Origin of the sequence: Streptomyces sp. NPDC002619 (assembly GCF_042889305.1) — a bacterium.
Lineage (GTDB): Bacteria > Actinomycetota > Actinomycetes > Streptomycetales > Streptomycetaceae > Streptomyces.
Genome location: NZ_JBIAQV010000003.1, coordinates 244,883 through 261,981, shown reverse-complemented (window position 1 = coordinate 261,981; position 17,099 = coordinate 244,883). Strand labels below are relative to the sequence as shown.

Below are 17,099 nucleotides of genomic sequence, written 5' to 3'. Positions count from 1 at the left end.
GCTCGTGGTGTGTGTGCGCTGTGCTACAAGCCGTAGCCGGAGGCCCACTTTGGCCCTTCCGGGACGGCGATCCATTTGGCCTTCATGTCGGCAGATGTCGACGTGGCAAGCGACATCGCTGCTGATGGGTTCAGCTGCCGGCCCCCGCAAACCTTCGCTGCGATCCGTTCGGCCTTGGACGTCCCGCCGCGGGTGGTGCTGCACGCGCCTGATGGCGTCGCCGCAGGTAATCAGGTAATGCGGCCGCGATCGATGCGCTGTGGTCAAGGGGGCGCACGAGTTCGTCCTCGGATTCCAGGCCGCCTACGCGCTGGCGGACCTGGCCGCGATCGGCGCGCTGACCAACCTTGCCGGCGTTGCCGCCGGACTCGGCGAGCGCCGGTGGGCAGCCGACCGGGACGTGCCCCGCATGCGGCGCGCGGCCTCCTGTTGGCTGGATGGTTCGGCCGCCCGAGTGGACGACGCCCAAGTCCTGGTGGCCGAGTTGGCAAAGGACGCAGGCAGGGTTCTCGATCATCTGGGCTCACTGATACAGCGTGCTTCGACGCTCGCGGGAGGCGTCAATGCGTACCGCCTCGCTACCCACCCTCCGCACCTTGTCTGTGCGCTGATCATCGAAGACATCGGCGCCGAGGTCGATGACGATCTGTACTTCAGGCTGTCCCGGCACACCGGGCGGCGAATACCCGGCCGAGGTGGCGTGACGAGCCACCAGCCTGCTTGTTCCAGTTGGGCCGGCTGAGCTGGACTGATCGCGGTGAGCTACGGCTGTCGGCTGCATGTGGCCCTATGGACACGGCTGGAGCCCGATGCTCAGGTCGGGTGCTCCAGGGTGCACCGCAGCCCGCACCGGACGGCCCACGCCGGTCGCACGACACGCGCCGCCACATCCAGCGGGCTCACGGCGCGGACCGGGCTTCACCCTCACGGCCGGGGACACCTGTAGCTCGCGGTGGGGTGGCGCGGCGCCCTTGCTCCACAGGCGCGGACGAAGCCTCAAAGACGTGTGAGGTCAGGTCTGTTTCGGCCCAGACGACCTTGCCGCCCGATGCCAGGCGATAGCCCCATCGCCGGGACAGCTGGGCAACCATGAAGAGGCCGCGGCCGTTTTCGTCGCTGGTGTGCGCTCGACGCAGGCGCGGGGGGCATACCTCGGTATCGGACACTTCGCAGGTGAGGAATTGATGCTTGATCAGGCGCAGGCCGATGGGACCGGTGCTGTGGCGGGCGGCGTTGGTGACGAGTTCGCTGACGATCAGCTTGATTGGGTCCTGGAGACCGGCCAGGCCCCATGCGGTGAGCTGACACGCTGCCAGGTGCCGGGCGCTTTGGACTACGGTCTGGTCACTGGGCAACGTCCAGGAGGCAACCTGGGTGGGTTTGAGTGAGCGGGTCCGGACAAGGAGCAGGGTGACGTCGTCACACGGTACCTGCCCTTGGATGGGCTTCGTCGCGCGGGTGCAGAGGTCTTCCAGGGATCGATCCGGCAGGCTCAGGGCGGTGCCCAGGCGGCGCATTCCCTCATCGATGTCGTGGTCGCGGGTCTCGATCAGACCGTCGGTGTACAGGGCGATGAGACTTCCCTCGGGCAGTTCCAGCTCGACGGACTCGAAGGGGTCTCCAAGTCCGATACCCAGTGGGGTTCCGGTGGGAAGGTCGGGGAAAGTGACCCGGCCTTGCGGGTCGACGATCGCGGGCGGTGGATGCCCAGCCCTGGCCATGGTGCAGACGCGGGTAACCGGGTCATAGACGGCGTACAGGCAAGTGGCGCCCCCTACGGCGGGGAGCCCATCGGCGGCGTCGGCGTCTTCTTCGACCAGTCGCTGGACGGTGTCGTCAAGGTGAGTCAACAGTTCGTCGGGGGGCAGTTCCATGTCGGCGAGTGTGCGTACGGCGGTGCGGAGCCTGCCCATGCTCGCCGCGGCGTTGATCCCGTGTCCGACCACGTCGCCGACGACGAGGGCGACTCGGGCGCCGGACAACGGGATCACATCGAACCAGTCGCCGCCGACGCCGTGGTCCATGTCGGCGGGCAGGTAGCTCGATGCCACCTCGACCGCCGTGCCGCCCTTCAAACCGCGTGGGAGCAGATTGCGTTGGAGCGCGAGGGCCGCGGTGTGTCGGCGCGCGTACTGACTCGCGTTGTCGAGCGACAACGCCGCGCGGCTGACCAGTTCTTCGGCCAGACGAAGATCGCCTTCCTGGAATGGCACCGGGTCCTGCGTACGGATGAACAACGCCGTGCCCAGCAGGGTGTGCCGCGCGCGGATGGGAACGACCATCAGGGAATGCATTCTATTTTCTCGGATCTTCTGCGCCCGGGCCGGGTCGTGATCGATCCATGCGCCCGGAGCGGTGTCCAAGACCGGTTCCAGGAAAGGCCTGCCCGTGCACAGGACGTGAGCGAAAGGGGATGCGGGCGGCACTGGGACCGACTCACCGCGGTCCCATGGGGATTCGGGGACTCCTTGGTGGATCGAGGCAAGACCGGCACGTCGGAGAACGGGGAGGCGCTCACCCGTCGGCCCGATGTGGACCGAGGACGCTTCGCCGAACGGAATTGACTGCTCCAGGTCAATGGCGACGTAATCGGCGAGCAGGGGTACGGCGAGGTCGGCCAGTTCCTGGCTGGTCTGCATCACGTCCAGGCTGCTGCCAAGGCGCGTACGGGCCTCGCTCAGGATGGCAAGGCGCTCGCGGGCCCGGCGGCTCTCGGTGACGTCGACGCTGATGGAGCACACCCCCAGCGCTTGGCCGTCGGCGTCTTTGAGGCAGAAGAACGAAGTCGCAAGTATGTGCTCCCGGCACGGACTCGTCGACAGCTGTGGCCGGTACTCAAGGACCCTGGTAGTCCCGTTTTGGAGCACCTTCCTCAACACCGCCTCGATTGCTTCGGTTTTGAAACCGGGCTGCGCTTCGGTGAGACGACGTCCGAGCCGTCGGTCAGGGTGAATACCGTCGTAGCTTTCCATGGTGTCGTTCACCCAGGTGCAACGCAGCTGCCGGTCACGTACGACAATGCCGATCGGTGCGCGGGTCAGAAGCGACTCCCGCATCGAACCGTGCCGCGCGGAGTCCTGGGCGAGCATGCCGATGTCGGTCATGGACACGAGCCACCGGACTGTTCCATCCTGCCCCCGCAACATCGAAACCCGTCGGCTGACGTTGACCATGCGACCGTCCCGGTCGCGCACCGCCGTCATTCCCGACCGTCCATCGTGGGCACGGCAACGCTCGACGTATGCGGATATCGTCGGCGCTTCCTCGGAGGGTGGCACGACGAGTGCGGCGGAGCGACCCACCACGTCCTTTGGGGTGTATCCAACGAGCCGTTCAGCGGCCTGCGTCCATCCGACCACTGTTCCGTGATCGTCGAGCATCGCGATCGCCGAGTCGGTCATCGCGCACGTGTTCGTGGGATTTCTTGTTGTCACTTCGCTATTGCCAGTCATCGAACTCTTGTCCAAGGGCAGTTGGGGTCGGGGCAGGATGGGCGCGACAAGCCGACGCACGGACAGCTGCGGCAGCCAGGACCCGGCGGAGTGCCCCGAAGGTGGATCGGCGCTCGCGGTACGGGGACTTCAGCGCGGGCGGGTACTGCTCGCACTCCGGTTCGCCCCAGGGGTCGCCGGTGGCCAGGCGCTCGCAGGCGCGCTTCTTGATCTCCGCCAGTGGCCCGCCGGTCACCACACAGACGTGCCACGGCTGCAGGTTCGAACCGGACGGGAACCCAGGCCGCTGCGGACAGCACGCGCTCCAGCGTCTCCCTGGGGACGTGCCGGCCGGTGAATCCGCGCACCGCCCGTCGGCTCGTGACCGCCTCGTAGCCGTCCATGATCGCCTGCATCCCCTCCATTCGACCTCTTCTGTTCCATTCGCGATAGTATCATTCGATCCTATCTTGTGCGGAACTATCACCACATATGGATCCTCGGCCCTCGGTTCTCGGCACCGGACAGCGCCTCTTTGAAGAAAGCCCCTGGCCACGCTGCTGCACGTCGACTCGCCCGCCCTCCGCGGGAGCGTCGCCGCCACCCCAGTCCCGCACACCACCCTCGGCACCTGGTCCGCCGGCTTCGCCGCCCAGTCCGAGCGCACCCCTGAACAGTCCGCCGCCTTCGCGACGCGCGTGAAACTCAACGAGGAGCCGGAGCGGGCGGACTCCGTCCTGATCGGCGCCCCCATGGACAACTACTCGGTCGCGCCGATCCTCAAATCGTGCCCGGCCAATGGTCCTGCCCGAGCGCACCGCGGGCGAGACCCTGCCCGCCCAGGGCACCCCGCCGCCGTCGTCGCCGGCCGCGGCGGCTCCTACCGCACCGGACACCCCGCGCGAAGGCTACGAGTTCGTGCAGAACTGCCTGGAGGCCGTCCTGCAGAGCACCCTCGACCTGGAGGACGGCTTCATCGTCCCGGAGCTCACCATGTCCCCCTCCGCAACCCGGCCATGTCTGAACTGGCCTCCCTCTGTGAGGCCGCCCGTAAGCGCGCCTTTGGGGATGCGATCACCAGGGCCAGGGGAGCCACGCCGCGCGGCGCCTCGACCCAGGGCCTCAAACGATGTCGTCCGCGCCTGGGGCGACTCGGAGGGTGACGGTGCTGCGCCGACCCTGGAGGCCGGTGACCCGGCGCCGGGAGCGGCGGGGGCGATCGGCCTCCTGGCGGGCGCGCATTGAGACTACGGCGTTGCGTGCCCGGGTGAAGACCGCACCGTCGGCCACGCATGCGACGAGGGAAGTGTGGACAACCCGGCCCCCTCGGCAACGGAGCTCCGACCGCAGCCCGCAGCCAGAGCCGACGCGAAGTGACGACGACCCGCAGCTCTCAATGCCGGGTTCGGCGCGAATGCCGCACAACACCAAGCGCGCCCATGCGGCAGGCAATCAGTGGACGGGCGCGCTTACGCCTCGTCGCCTGCGGGATGGGCGAACCGGGTCAGCAGATCCGTCAGTCGCTCGGGCTCGCCATGGCCGGCGTTCAGGGCCTTCCCGCCAGTGTGACCACCCGCCGCCTCTCGTGGAGGCGGACGCCCATCGGCGGGGAGGTGTCCCGGTAGGTCGGAGAGCAGCCGCTATGCAGACACCGGCCTTGCTCTCCTCGACAAGAGCAACGATGAAACCCAGTTCCGCACCGCGTGGCGCGGCCGCATAGCCGCCTGATCCACCGCCGAGGATTGCGCGGCCGAGAGTGGTCTCGGTCGTGGCCCGTCTCCTTCGCTACGCGTGCGCTGGTACTCAAAGCAGGATCCGGAGCGGGTGCTCGAGCACGTCCACGAACGCCTTCATCCACTCGGCCGCAGTGGCGCCGTCCACCGACCGGTGATCGACGGCGAGGGTCAGACGCAGAACGGATGCGATGGTGACCGCACCCTCCTCGACGACTGACTCCTGCCGCACCGCACCGACGGCCAGGATCGCGGCCTGTGGAGGGTTGATGATCGCTGCGAAGTCCTCGGTGCCATACATGCCGAGGTTCGTGATCGTGATCGTGCCGCCTTCCAGTTCGTCCTGCCGGAGCCTGCGCTCCTTCGCGCGGGCGATCAGGTCCTTCGTCGCCGTGGCGACGCGGCTCATCGACAGGGAGTCCACGCCGCGGATCACTGGGGTGACCAAACCACCGTCGGTGGCGACGGCTACGGCGATGTCGACGTCCGAGAAGTGCCGGATCGAGGTGTCGTTCCACTGCACGTTCATCGCGGGAACACCCACGTGCGCGGACGCGATCGCCTTGACGAGCAGGTCGTTGATCGACACCTTCACGCCTTGGCCGGCGTTGATCTGTTGCCGCAGCTCAAGCAAAGCGTCGACGCGTGCGCGTGCGCGTAGATAGAAGTGCGGCGTGTTCTGCTTGCTCTCCGTCAGCCGACGGGCGATGGCTGCCCGCATCCGCGTGTTGGGCACATCCACCCATCGCGGATCGACCGCCGAAGTCCCGATGCTCTGGACCTCTGCCCCGGCCTTTGCCGGCAACGTTTCCTCCGGCTCGGCCGGCCTGGCGACAGCTGCTTCGACATCGGACCGTCGGATTCGTCCGTGCGGGCCGCTGCCCACCACAGCGTTCAGATCGACTCCGAGCTCGCGCGCGAGACGTCGCGCCAGCGGGCTGGCGAAGATGCGCTCGATGTTGTCCCGCGCGGCCTCGGTTGGCTCAGGAGCAACCGTGCCCGCCGGCGCCGCCGGCTCTTCCGGCGCCGACGCCAAGGCGGTGGAAGCCGTCACGGGCGCTGCTCCCATACCCAGTGAAGCCACCAAGGCGTCCGCCTCGGACGCCGACTCGTCCGGTGCGCCCCAGACTGCGATCGGTGTGCCAACCGCCACTGTCGTACCCGCTTCCACCAGGAGGCGCAGTAGTACGCCGTCGCTCTCGGCTTCCACGTCGACCGCGGCTTTCTCGGTCTCCACCGTGACGATCGTGTCGCCGGCCGCGTAAGGAGCGTTCAGGCCGACGTTCCAGGATTCCAGGATCGCCTCTGTGGTGTTGGCGGCGACCTCGGGCATACGCAGAATCTCAGCCATTGTCCGGCCCCTGAGAGATCTCGCGGAGCTTGGCGACGACTTCCTCCGTGGAAGCCAACGCGGCACGCTCCAGTACCTTGCTGATGCTCGGCGACGCCTCGCCACCCGTCACGCGCTCGATCGGGGCGTCGATCCAGTCGAACAGCCGTCGTTGGATCTCGTCCGCGAGCCAGCCGCCATAGGAGGTACCAAGGGCGCCCTGCTCGGCGATGAGCACGTTGTTGGTCTTCATCACCGACTGGGTGATCGTGTCCCAGTCCAGGCTGGCCCGGTCCAGCCAACGCAGGTCGATGACCTCGGCGTCCACTCCCGTCTCTTCGACGGCGGCCAGAACGGCCGAAGTCATCGACAGATAGGTGAGGATGGTCAGGGCCGCGCCCTCACGGCGTACGGCGGCCTTGCCGACCGGAAGGTAGTGGTCGTAGTTCTCCGGCAGTCCGGGACCGGTCGAGTTGTACAGATCCACGTGCTCGAGAACGACGACCGGGTCATCACAGGCCAGGGCCGTGTTCATCAGGCCGACGTAGTCGAACGGCGTCGACGGAGCGACGACTCGCCAGCCCAGTGCCGTCGCAAAGATGCCGGCCGGGTCCATCGAGTGCTGTGATCCGTAGCCGGTACCCATGGCGACCTTGCTACGCAGGACGAACGGCACCTTTCCCTCACCTCCGAACATGTGGCGGGCCTTTCCGATCTGGTTGAACAGCTGGTCGGCCGCCACCCACATGAAGTCGGCGTACATGAACTCGACGATCGGGCGGAACCGGCCGTCCAGAGCCAGTCCGCCGCCGAGGCCGGCGAACGCGTTCTCCGAAATCGGGGTCCCCATCACGCGGTCGGGGAACCGCTCACTCAGGCCGCGGGTGGCGCCATTGGTGCCGCCGTTGAGCCGGTGCACGTCTTCCCCCATCACCACGACACGAGGATCGGTCTCCAGACGGCGTCCCATCACACCGGCGACGGCGCCGATGAACTTGACATCGGTCAAGCCGTCAGCGAAGTCCTCGGCGTCGGTGAACTCGATCTGGGCCAGCTCCGACAGGTCGCCCCGGACGCCTTTGTCGACGAACGCCGGGTCCGGCCACTCCGAGGGCAGGATGCGTCGCTCACCCGGCTTACCGCCCGGTCGCGGTTCCAGGATGATGTCGCCGAGTTCGGACATCAGAGCCTTGGCGCGCTCGATCGTCTCGGCAACCGCCTTCTTGCTGAGGATTCTGCGTCGCACCAGGTGCCCCACCATGGTGTCGATCGGGTCGCGAGCGCGCCACTGCGCTTCCTCTTCCTTGGTGCGATACCGGAACGCCGAGCCGGGAAAAGGACCGTTCTGGTGGAAGTAGCGGTACACATCGGCTTCGATCATTGTCGGACCGTTGCCGCTGCGCATGTGCGCGAGGGCCTGCTGCGTCACCAGGTGCACGGCCAGCGGATCCATGCCGTCGACCTTCCAGCTCCGGATGCCGAAGCCCGGGCCGCGGCCGGACAGCCGTGGCTCGGCGGTGACTTCGGACACGTGGGTGGAGACGGCGTACAGGTTGTTCTCGACGAAGAAGCACAAGGGCAGCGACCACGCCGCCGCGAGATTGAGGCTCTCCAGCGTGGATCCGATGTTGATCGCGCCGTCGCCGAAGAACGTGAAGGTGACCGCGTCGGTGCCGGCGTTCTTGTGGGCCCACGCCGATCCGGCCGCGAGCGGTACCCCGCCACCGACGATCGCGTTGGTTCCGATGGCACCGGCCTCGTGCCACTGGAGATGCATGCTGCCGCCTCGACCGTGGCTGAAGCCCGCGTCCAGTCCGCAGATTTCGCGCAGGCTGCGAAGAAGCACGGCCCGCACATCCTCAGGGAACGGCTTCCTTGGATCTATCCCTTTCGGATGCAGATGGGCGAGCACCTTGGCGAGGAACTGGTGATGGCCGCGGTGCGACCCGTTCACGGTGTCCTCCGACGTAAGGGCGAAGCACGCACCGACAGCGCCGCCCTCCTGGCCGATGCTGGAGTGCGCAGGGCCGTGGATGAGCCCGTCCGCGGCAAGCTCCAGAACGTACTCCTCGAAGGTCCGGATCAGCACCAGCTGGCTGAACATGCCCGTCAGGAGGTCCGGAGCCGCGGCGTTCCAGTCGTCCTGGGTGACGACGAACTCCGACCACGCGGCCTTCGCTTCGAGTGTGTGTTCCACAGGCATCGGGAGCCCCCTTCAATCGACCGGAGTGCACCGACCGTGGCACACGTTTGGATCCAATTGCAAGACCAGGCTCGACTTTTTGCGCCACTGACGCCACCATGAGAGGCAGTCTTGGATCCAAAGGAGGAAGATCGTGGCTCTACCTGGCCTCATGCGCCTAGATCACATCGGATTCACGGTGCCGGACCTGGACCAGGCGCACGCGTGGCTCGTGGATGTCCTGGGCTGCGAGTACCTGTACTCTCTCGGCCCGTTCAGCTCGGCAGGCGACTGGATGTCGGAGCACCTGAACGTGGACGCGCGCACAGTCATGCGTCAACTGCGCTTCTACCGGTGTGGTGAACAGGCCGTGTTCGAGGTCTTCGAGTACCAGGCGGATGTGCAGCAGACGGTTATCCCGCGCAACAGCGACATCGGCGGCCACCATGTCGCGTTGTACGTCGAAGACCTGGACGACGCCGTGTCGTTCCTGAGAGCCAGGGGCGTTCCCGTGCTGGGCGACCCGACCGTCAGCGCCGGACCGTCAGAGGGACAGCGGTGGGTCTACTTCCTCTCACCGTGGGGAATGCAGTTCGAGTTGGTGTCCTATCCTGGCGGCAAGGCCTTCGACCATAACCCATCAGATTTCAGAGGTGACCGCTCTTGACTCCTGCGCACGCTCGCGATCCGCACAGGTCGGACAGCGTCAGGAGTCAGCGCATCGCCGGCATCCTCCGCGACGAGATCCTCGCCGGCGAGCTGCCGCCCGGGACTTGGCTGCGTCAGGATGAACTCGCGGCACGCCTCGGCACGAGCCGGATCCCCGTCCGCGAAGCGCTGCGCATCCTGGAATCCGACGGCCTCACCGAGTCGTTCCCCAACCGAGGTTCGCGGGTTCCGATCCTCAGCCTTGAGGAGGTGAACACGTATTACCGGATGCGTGAGCGACTCGAGCCACTGACTCTGAACGAGAGTCTCCCCCATCTCACCGACCACCACCTGGACCGCCTGGAGCACATCCAGGAGGAGATCGAGACTCAGAGCGACGTCAATAGGTTTCTTCATCTGGACCGTGACTTCCACATGACTACCTACGCAGGTTGCCCGAGCGACCACCTCCTGGCCATCACGGAGCGGCTCTGGAATTCCACTCAACACTATCGCCGTGCGTTCATGGTGCTCGCGGACCCTGGCCGAGCCACGATCGTCAACGCCGAACACCGACTGATCCTCGACGCCGTGCGGCGCTGTGACCCTGAAGACGGTGAGCGGTACCTCGTGGGGCACATCCGGCGCACAAGGGTCGAACTCACTGCTCACCCGGAACTCTTCGTCAAAGAGCGATAGCGCGAGCAGGAACCCGGGAACCTCCCGAAACGAACTGGCGTCCCACCGCAAACGATTTTCAGCGAAGACCCCGTCGGGTGGCACGACCGGCAGACGACGAACTGGTTCGCGTCAAGCGGTGAGCAGAAGGGGGAGGCGCACCGCTTCGCGGACGGCAATGCGCGAGCAACCCAGCCGAAACGGTGCTACGCGGTTGACGGGTGCTCATCGTGCACACCGATCGTCTCGACCTGCGGACGTCGCATTCCCCGGTGGCCCAACGCTCACCCCCATCACCCTTACCGGCCCGGGCCTACTGGATGCGCGGTACGACCCATGTGAACCGAGAGTGAATCGAACCCTCTTTTAACGCGGACAGTATCCAGCGCTTCGCCCAGCCGCCCGGAAAGAGACGGAGTGACTGCCCGAAGAGAGGTTCGCTAACCTTAGAATGTATCCATTCAAACACGGCTGTAGGACATCTGCGCCGTAATGTGGTGGTACACGAACATCGAAGACTCCAAAATGTATCCAATCATTCCTCATTGGATACCCATGCCACGAGGAGAAAGCCATGCCCATCGCCACTGTCAATCCCGCTACCGGTGAGCTCATCGAAGAGTTCGCTCCACTCACGAAGGAGCAGGTCAACCAGCGTCTGACGCGAGCACAGCTCGCAACCGCGACGCTCCGAGCAACCGACTTCGACACTCGCGCCCAGTGGATGCGGGTGGCCGCAGACCTGGTCGAGGCCGAGGCAGCCGAGACCGCGCGAATGCTCACCATCGAGATGGGCAAGCCGATCGCGCAAGCCCGCGGAGAAGTCCTCAAGTGCGCCCAGGCTATGCGGTTCTATGCCGACAACGCCGAAAGCCTGTTGGCCGACCAGCCGCTCGCTGACCCCAGCACGGTCAGTGCTTCGGCTGCCTACACCTCATACGAGCCTCTCGGGATCGTTCTTGCCGTGATGCCGTGGAACTATCCCATGTGGCAGGTGATTCGCTTCGCTGCGCCTGCGCTGATGGCCGGCAACGTCGGCCTGCTCAAGCACGCGTCGAACGTGCCGCAGTCCGCGCTGTACCTCGACAAGCTCTTCGAACGAGCAGGCTTCCCCATCGGGTCGTTCCAGACCCTCCTCATCGGCGCAGCCGACGTCGAAGCAGTCGTCCGCGACCGGCGCATCGCCGCCGTGACGCTGACCGGTTCCGGGCCGGCCGGGCGGTCGCTCGCAGCCATCGCGGGCTCGGAGGTGAAGAAGGCCGTGTTGGAGCTAGGTGGGTCCGACCCGTTCATCGTGCTGCCCTCCGCCGATGTTCGCGCGGCCGCCTGAACGGCCGTGACCGCTCGTACGATCAACAACGGCCAGTCCTGCATCGCGGCCAAGCGGTTCATTGTCCACACGGAGGTGTACGAGGAGTTCGTCGAGGCCTTCGTCGCGGGCACAAAGGCGCTGACGGTCGGCGACCCGCTCGACGAGGAAACCGAGATCGGGCCGATCGCCACGGAGTCCGGTCGGCGCGAGCTCGTCGAACTGGTCGACGACGCCATCGCGAATGGTGCCGTCCTGCGGTGCGGTGGGTCGGCGGTCGGTACTGAGGGGTGGTTCTTCGAGCCGGCGGTGCTGGAGGAGGTCACCAGCGAGATGCGGGTGTACCGGGAGGAGGCTTTCGGTCCGCTGGCCGTGGTTCACCGGGTCGACGACATCGAGCAGGCCGCGGCGCTCGCCAACGACACGACCTTCGGCCTCAGCTCGTCGGTGTGGACCACTGACTCGGACGAGGAGCGGTTCCTGATCACCCGCCTCGAGACCGGTGCCGTCTTCGTCAACGGCATGAGCGTCTCCTACCCCGAGCTGCCTTTCGGCGGCGTGAAGGACTCCGGTATCGGCCGCGAGCTCGGCGCGGAAGGCATCCGGGAGTTCTGCAACCTCAAGACGATCTGGAAGAGCTGACGGGAAACGTCGGTCTCCTCGGCCCGGGCGCGATGGGCTCGGCCATCGCCCGTCGCGCGTCGGCTCCTCGCGCACGGTCACGACGTCGTGGCCTGGAACCGTTCCCCCGCGCCGGTCGCTGAGCTGGTCGAAGCCGGCGCTCGACCAGCTGCCTCGCCAGGGGAGGCGGTCGGCGCGCCGGTGTCTTTCTCGATGCGTGCCAACGACATCGCCACCGACCCGATCCCGGCCCGTGAACACTTCCAGGACTGCGCCGGCGGGTGCATGTCGGCCTTGCGTCCATCACTCCTGCTGCCGTCGGCAGGGCCGCTTGCACCTGGCCGAGACCGTCGCCCATGAGGTGCACCTCAAGCTGCCGACAGCGCCTACGATCCGCCGAATGTTCGAGGAGGCGCTGGCGGACCCGGCGCTTCACGGCAGCGATTGGTCAGCAATCACTGAAGTCCGGCGATGCACACCGGCCTTACGAAATGGGAGGCCGACCGGATCAACGAGCCGGCCCGCATACTCGTCGCGCTCGCCGCTTTGGGCGCGGGATGTGCAGCCCAGGTGCGTCAGCTTGATGCGTATCCCTCTGTTCACGTGGGCGCCGGCGACGCGGTCGGTCTCGATGAGCGTTCCGTCCAAGATGACGTGAGTGAGGCCGTCGGCTTGGCACTACATCAGCATGTGGTGCAAGTCTGGGACTTCATCTGCGAGAACGTCAGTGCCTTCGTGGAGGTAGCGGTAGCCGGTGGCCTGGGAGATCCCGGCGCCGCCGGCCGGGCAGTGCACACGTCCGCGAATGTGGCGCAGGCCCTGGCGGAGGGTTCGTTCGAGATGTTCATCGTCCCTGAAAGCGGCGTTGGCCGGCGGGCCGCGCCGTAGCAGTGACCGAACCCTCTCCACCGGATACAAGTCCGTGTGTATGAGGGCAGTTGAACGATGGTGAGCCAGTCGTGTGCGGCGGTGCCGAGTTGGATGTGGGCGCGCACGACCAGGTCGCGGTGGTCAGGCGTACCGCAAGGATCAGCGCACGTCACCCCCGACAACACTCCGACGAGTTCAGTGGTCGAAAAGCTCGATGAAACGTGGCAGCGACGCGTCGAGCGCGTCGTCGTATGACATCGATGCGAACTCGTAGAGGGAGCGACGGCCAGGGGCACCTGCGCCAGCCGCCCTCAGTGCGTTGTCGAGCCACTCCTGGGCGACCACAGCTGCTCGGCCGGCCTCAACCACGGCCTGCACGAGACCGACCTCGCGGGCCCTCTCGGCGGTGAACGGCTCGCCGGAACCTATGTTTTCGATCGCCAGGCGCGGCCCGAGCCGATGAATGATGGGCACTTGCGCGATCATCGGCCACATCCCGGCGCCGACCTCCACCGTGCCGATTCGCGCACTGTCCACTGCGACGGCGAAGTCGCAGGCCGCGACGAACGAGGCGCCCCCGGCGAGCGCGTCGCCGTTGACGGCAGCCGCGACAGACAAACCCAGACGAGGGAAAATCCGGAGGGTCTCCATCAATGCCTCGCCGAACAGAGCTGGGTCTGCACCCGCTTTGACGGCAGCGATGTCGAGACCGCCACAGAAGGTCTCACCTGCGCCGGTGAGCAGGACGGCGCGGATGTCCGGGTTGTCGTCACACTCCTGCAGCCGGGCGCGGATGTCGGTGAGGATGCCTGGGTTCAACAGGTTCCGCTCGCCATTGTGAATGGTCAAGACGCTGGTAGCACCGACCACTTCTTGCTCTACGCCGCCGCTCCAGACGCTGTCCACGCTATTCATCATCCGAGTCCTCTCACTTCGTTGACGAGGCGCGGTCTGTTTGCCGGAAACGGCGCGCCCGATTCCTGCCATGTCGGCCTTGCTGCGTCGCGATGCGTCACTACTGCGTCCTCGCCCAGGCCCTGCGTCGAGCCCGGTGAGCTCGGCGACCTCACCGTCCTCGACGCGCTTGGCGGAGGTGACCAGCACGGGGTCTCCGAGCCGCAGATGGCTGTCGCCTGTCAGTGCCGACGTCACTCGTGGCCCCTCGAGCGTCACGAGCGCGTCGACGACCGTCGAACCTCCGGAGTCCGGATTGCGCGCCAATCTCGCTGCCGTTCCTGGCCCGTTGCCGGCACCTTCGGCAAGACTCGTATCAGAGGACTCGGAGGATGTCTTCGACTCGGTTCTTGGCGTCGCCGAAGAGCATGGCGGAGTTCTCGCGGTAGAAGAGCGGGTTCTGGACGCCGGCGTACCCGGAGGCCATGGAGCGTTTGAAGACGATGACCTTCTCGGCGTTCCACACCTGGAGGACGGGCATGCCGGCGATGGGTGAGCCCGGGTCCTCGGCGGCGGCGGGGTTGACGGTGTCGTTGGCGCCGATGACGAGTACGACGGCGGTTTTGTCGAAGTCGTCGTTGATCTCGTCCATCTCCAACACGATGTCGTAGGGGACCTTGGCCTCGGCGAGCAGGACGTTCATGTGGCCCGGCAGCCGGCCCGCGACCGGGTGGATGCCGAAGCGCACGTTGACGTCTCGGTCCCTGAGTTTGCGGGTCAATTCGGCGACGCCGTACTGGGCTTGGGCCACGGCCATGCCGTAGCCGGGGGTGATGATGACCGAGTCGGCCGACCCGAGGAGCTCGGCGACGCCCTCGGCGGTGATCTCGTGGTGCTCGCCGTAGTCCTTGTCGTCGGCCGGGCCTGCCTCGATACCGAACCCGCCGGCGATCACGGAGATGAAGGACCGGTTCATCGCCTTGCACATGACGGAGGACAGGTAGGCACCCGAGGAGCCGACCAGGGCGCCTGTGATGATCAGCAGGTCGTTCTCCAGCAGGAATCCCGACGCCGCGGCAGCCCAGCCGGAGTAGGAGTTCAGCATCGAGACCACGACCGGCATGTCACCGCCGCCGATCGAGGCGACCAGGTGCCAACCCAGGGCCAGCGCGACGATCGTGACCGCGACCAGCAGCCACAGCGCCGGGTCGATCACGAACCACGTGGTCAGCACCGCGAACGCGGCCAGGGCACCGAGGTTGAGGTAGTTCTTGCCGGGCAGCATCAGCGGGGACGACTTGATCCGTGCCGAGAGCTTGAGGAACGCCACGATCGAGCCGGTGAACGTAACCGCGCCGATGAAGACGCCGATGAACACCTCGGCGGAATGGATCCCGAGCAGCTCCTGAGCCTCCAGCACCTTGGCCTCGGCACTGACCGCGCCGTCCAGGGTGGACTCCACGTGCAGGTAGCCGTTCCAACCGACCATCACCGCGGCCAGACCCACGAAGGAGTGCAGCAAAGCGATCAGCTCGGGCATCCCGGTCATCTCAACGACCCGCGCCCGCCACAGCCCTATCGCGGCACCGACCGCCATGGCGCCGATCATCAACGCCAGACCGACTCCGGAGATGTCACGGTGGATCGCCAGCGCAATCGTCGCGGCCAAGGCCACCGCCATGCCGCCGATGCCGAAGGTCTTGCCGGCCTTGGCGGTCTCGTGCCGGGATAGTCCGGCCAGCGCCAGGATGAACAGCAGGGCTGCGACGATGTAGGCAGCCGCCGCGGCGGTTTCGACAGTCATCAGATCAGACATGACAGGGCCCTTCAGCTTCTCGAGAACATGGAGAGCATCCGGCGGGTCACCGCGAAGCCACCGAAGATGTTGACCGAGGCCAGCAGGATCGCGATCGTCGACAGCACCGTGACCGCCTCGCCGTTCGGGGTCTGACCGTGCCCGATCTGCAGCAGGGCGCCGACCACGATGATTCCCGAGATCGCGTTGGTCACGCTCATCAGAGGCGTGTGCAGGGCGTGGTGCACTTGCCCGATCACGTAGTAGCCGATCACGATCGCCAGCGCGAACACCGTCAGGTGCCCCAGCAGCGCCGACGGGGACAGGGCCGCGAGCAGGAACAACACCGTGGCGCCGACCCCAACCGCTGTGTACCGCCGCTGGGTCGACACCGACTGCTCGGCCCGGGAGCCGACCGGCTTCACCCCAGAGGGTGCGGAGGCAGAAGCGGCTGCTGGAGCGGCGGACACCTGGACCGGCGGCGGCGGCCAGGTCAACTCGCCGTCGCGCACCACGGTGATCGACCGCTGCACCACGTCGTCGAAGTCCAGCACCAGTCGGCCGTCCTTGTCCGGGGTCATCAGCTTGATCAGGTTGACCAGGTTGGTGCCGTACAGCTGGGACGCCTGCGCGGGCAACCGACCGGGCAGGTCGGTGTAGCCGATGATCGTCACACCGTTGGCCGTGACCACCGCCTTGTCCTTGACCATGCCCTCGACGTTGCCGCCGCTCGCGGCGGCCATGTCCACGATCACGCTGCCCGACCTCATCAACGCCACCATCTCCGCGGTGATCAGCGTCGGCGCAGGCCGGCCCGGGATCTGGGCCGTCGTGATCACGATGTCCATCTCGGCGATCCGGTCTGTGTACAGCTGGGCCGCGCGGGTGTTGTAGTCCTGCGACATCTCCTTGGCATAACCCGTCGCCGACACCTCCAGCTCGCCGGCATCCTCGGGCTCGACCGAGAGGTACTCGCCACCCAGCGACCGGACTTGGTCGGCAACCTCCGGTCGCGGGTCGGTGGCGTACACGATGGCACCCAGGCTTCCCGCCGCACCGATCGCGGCCAGACCCGCCACCCCCGCACCGCAGACCAGCACCTTGGCCGGCGGCACCTTGCCGGCAGCCGTCACCTGACCGGTGAAGAACCGGCCGAAGACATGAGCGGCCTCCAACACCGCGCGGTAGCCCGCAATGTTCGCCATCGACGACAACACGTCCAAGGACTGCGCCCGCGAGATACGCGGCACCGCATCCATCGCCAACGCCGTGATCGGCCGGTTCGCCAGGTCCTCCACCAGCGCAGGGTTCAACGCCGGGCTCATGATGCCCATGACCGTCGCACCCGGCTTCAACCCGTCCAACTGTTCAGGCGAGAGAGCGTTCACTCCGAGCACGACGTCCGCTGCCAGCGGGTCACCGATCCTCGCACCGGCCCCGGCATACGCCTCGTCCGGGAAGCTCGACAACGCTCCAGCACCCGGCTCCACCACGACGTCGTACCCCAGCTTCACCAGCTGGACCACCGTGGCGGGAGTCGCGGCAACGCGTGTCTCGCCACGGCGGGCTTCGCTCACGATTCCGATCAGCATTCCCAAAACTCCAAGG

The 17,099-nt window shown here is 66.6% G+C and carries 11 protein-coding genes and 2 pseudogenes; 6 read left to right on the top strand and 7 right to left on the bottom strand.

The window, feature by feature from the left end; translation table 11 throughout:
• Positions 1-259: 259 nt before the first annotated feature.
• Positions 260-742 carry a hypothetical protein gene (locus tag ACFYXB_RS08345; RefSeq protein WP_389579141.1) on the top strand — a complete coding sequence of 161 codons (483 nt, stop codon included), beginning with the start codon at positions 260-262 and terminating at the stop codon, positions 740-742.
• Positions 743-899: 157 nt separating this feature from the next.
• Here ACFYXB_RS08345 and ACFYXB_RS08340 read toward each other — a convergent pair whose 3' ends face one another.
• The 4 genes and pseudogenes from ACFYXB_RS08340 to ACFYXB_RS08325 form a co-directional block, all read right to left on the bottom strand.
• Entirely contained in the window at positions 900-3,401 is a 2,502-nt protein-coding gene (locus ACFYXB_RS08340) for a SpoIIE family protein phosphatase (protein ID WP_389579138.1), read from the bottom strand.
• A 136-nt stretch (positions 3,402-3,537) separates the two neighbouring features.
• Positions 3,538-3,835: pseudogene (locus ACFYXB_RS08335) on the bottom strand (nitroreductase family protein); the annotation flags it as partial.
• 1,399 nt (positions 3,836-5,234) lie between these two features.
• Entirely contained in the window at positions 5,235-6,515 is a 1,281-nt protein-coding gene (locus ACFYXB_RS08330; RefSeq protein WP_389579135.1) for a dihydrolipoamide acetyltransferase family protein, read from the bottom strand.
• A complete protein-coding gene (locus ACFYXB_RS08325) occupies positions 6,508-8,697 on the bottom strand; it encodes a thiamine pyrophosphate-dependent enzyme (RefSeq protein WP_389579132.1) in 2,190 nt (729 codons plus the stop codon). Before ACFYXB_RS08325 ends, ACFYXB_RS08330 begins: the two co-directional genes overlap by 8 nt.
• A gap of 133 nt (positions 8,698-8,830) precedes the next feature.
• Here ACFYXB_RS08325 and ACFYXB_RS08320 point away from each other — a divergent pair, with 133 nt between their 5' ends.
• The 5 genes and pseudogenes from ACFYXB_RS08320 to ACFYXB_RS08300 all read left to right on the top strand — a co-directional run bounded on the left by ACFYXB_RS08320 (position 8,831) and on the right by ACFYXB_RS08300 (position 12,820).
• Positions 8,831-9,343 (top strand): VOC family protein, encoded by a 513-nt coding sequence (locus ACFYXB_RS08320; RefSeq protein WP_389579129.1) that lies wholly within the window; start codon positions 8,831-8,833, stop codon positions 9,341-9,343.
• Complete coding sequence (locus ACFYXB_RS08315; protein ID WP_389579127.1) at positions 9,340-10,023, top strand: GntR family transcriptional regulator; 684 nt, start codon at positions 9,340-9,342, stop codon at positions 10,021-10,023. The genes ACFYXB_RS08320 and ACFYXB_RS08315 overlap by 4 nt, the downstream gene beginning before the upstream one ends.
• 553 nt (positions 10,024-10,576) lie before the next feature.
• Positions 10,577-11,953, top strand: a pseudogene (locus ACFYXB_RS08310) (NADP-dependent succinic semialdehyde dehydrogenase).
• A gap of 87 nt (positions 11,954-12,040) precedes the next feature.
• Positions 12,041-12,292, top strand: coding sequence for a hypothetical protein (locus tag ACFYXB_RS08305; RefSeq protein WP_389579124.1), 252 nt, complete (start codon positions 12,041-12,043; stop codon positions 12,290-12,292).
• Between the two features lie 111 nt (positions 12,293-12,403).
• On the top strand, positions 12,404-12,820 hold the full coding sequence (locus tag ACFYXB_RS08300; RefSeq protein WP_389579121.1) for a hypothetical protein: 417 nt from the start codon (positions 12,404-12,406) through the stop codon (positions 12,818-12,820).
• Positions 12,821-12,997: 177 nt separating this feature from the next.
• On the opposite strand, the gene ACFYXB_RS08295 is transcribed toward ACFYXB_RS08300, so the two are convergent.
• Genes ACFYXB_RS08295 through ACFYXB_RS08285 form a run of 3 tightly spaced genes read right to left on the bottom strand, consistent with a single transcriptional unit; the run spans position 12,998 to position 17,083 of the window.
• Complete coding sequence (locus ACFYXB_RS08295; RefSeq protein WP_389579119.1) at positions 12,998-14,023, bottom strand: enoyl-CoA hydratase/isomerase family protein; 1,026 nt, start codon at positions 14,021-14,023, stop codon at positions 12,998-13,000.
• Positions 14,024-14,072: 49 nt separating this feature from the next.
• Positions 14,073-15,500, bottom strand: coding sequence for a Re/Si-specific NAD(P)(+) transhydrogenase subunit beta (gene pntB / locus ACFYXB_RS08290; RefSeq protein WP_389579116.1), 1,428 nt, complete (start codon positions 15,498-15,500; stop codon positions 14,073-14,075).
• Positions 15,501-15,523: 23 nt separating this feature from the next.
• Positions 15,524-17,083 carry a Re/Si-specific NAD(P)(+) transhydrogenase subunit alpha gene (locus tag ACFYXB_RS08285; RefSeq protein ID WP_389579113.1) on the bottom strand — a complete coding sequence of 520 codons (1,560 nt, stop codon included), beginning with the start codon at positions 17,081-17,083 and terminating at the stop codon, positions 15,524-15,526.
• Positions 17,084-17,099: the final 16 nt, after the last annotated feature.

Bases quoted from the DNA above. Each gene is read 5' to 3' on its own strand.
- ACFYXB_RS08340 (WP_389579138.1), bottom strand. From the start codon at position 3,401: ATGACCGACTCGGCGATCGCGATGCTCGACGATCACGGAACAGTGGTC.
- ACFYXB_RS08330 (WP_389579135.1), bottom strand. From the start codon at position 6,515: ATGGCTGAGATTCTGCGTATGCCCGAGGTCGCCGCCAACACCACAGAG.
- ACFYXB_RS08325 (WP_389579132.1), bottom strand. From the start codon at position 8,697: ATGCCTGTGGAACACACACTCGAAGCGAAGGCCGCGTGGTCGGAGTTC.
- ACFYXB_RS08300 (WP_389579121.1), top strand. From the start codon at position 12,404: ATGCACACCGGCCTTACGAAATGGGAGGCCGACCGGATCAACGAGCCG.
- pntB (WP_389579116.1), bottom strand. From the start codon at position 15,500: ATGACTGTCGAAACCGCCGCGGCGGCTGCCTACATCGTCGCAGCCCTG.
- ACFYXB_RS08285 (WP_389579113.1), bottom strand. From the start codon at position 17,083: ATGCTGATCGGAATCGTGAGCGAAGCCCGCCGTGGCGAGACACGCGTT.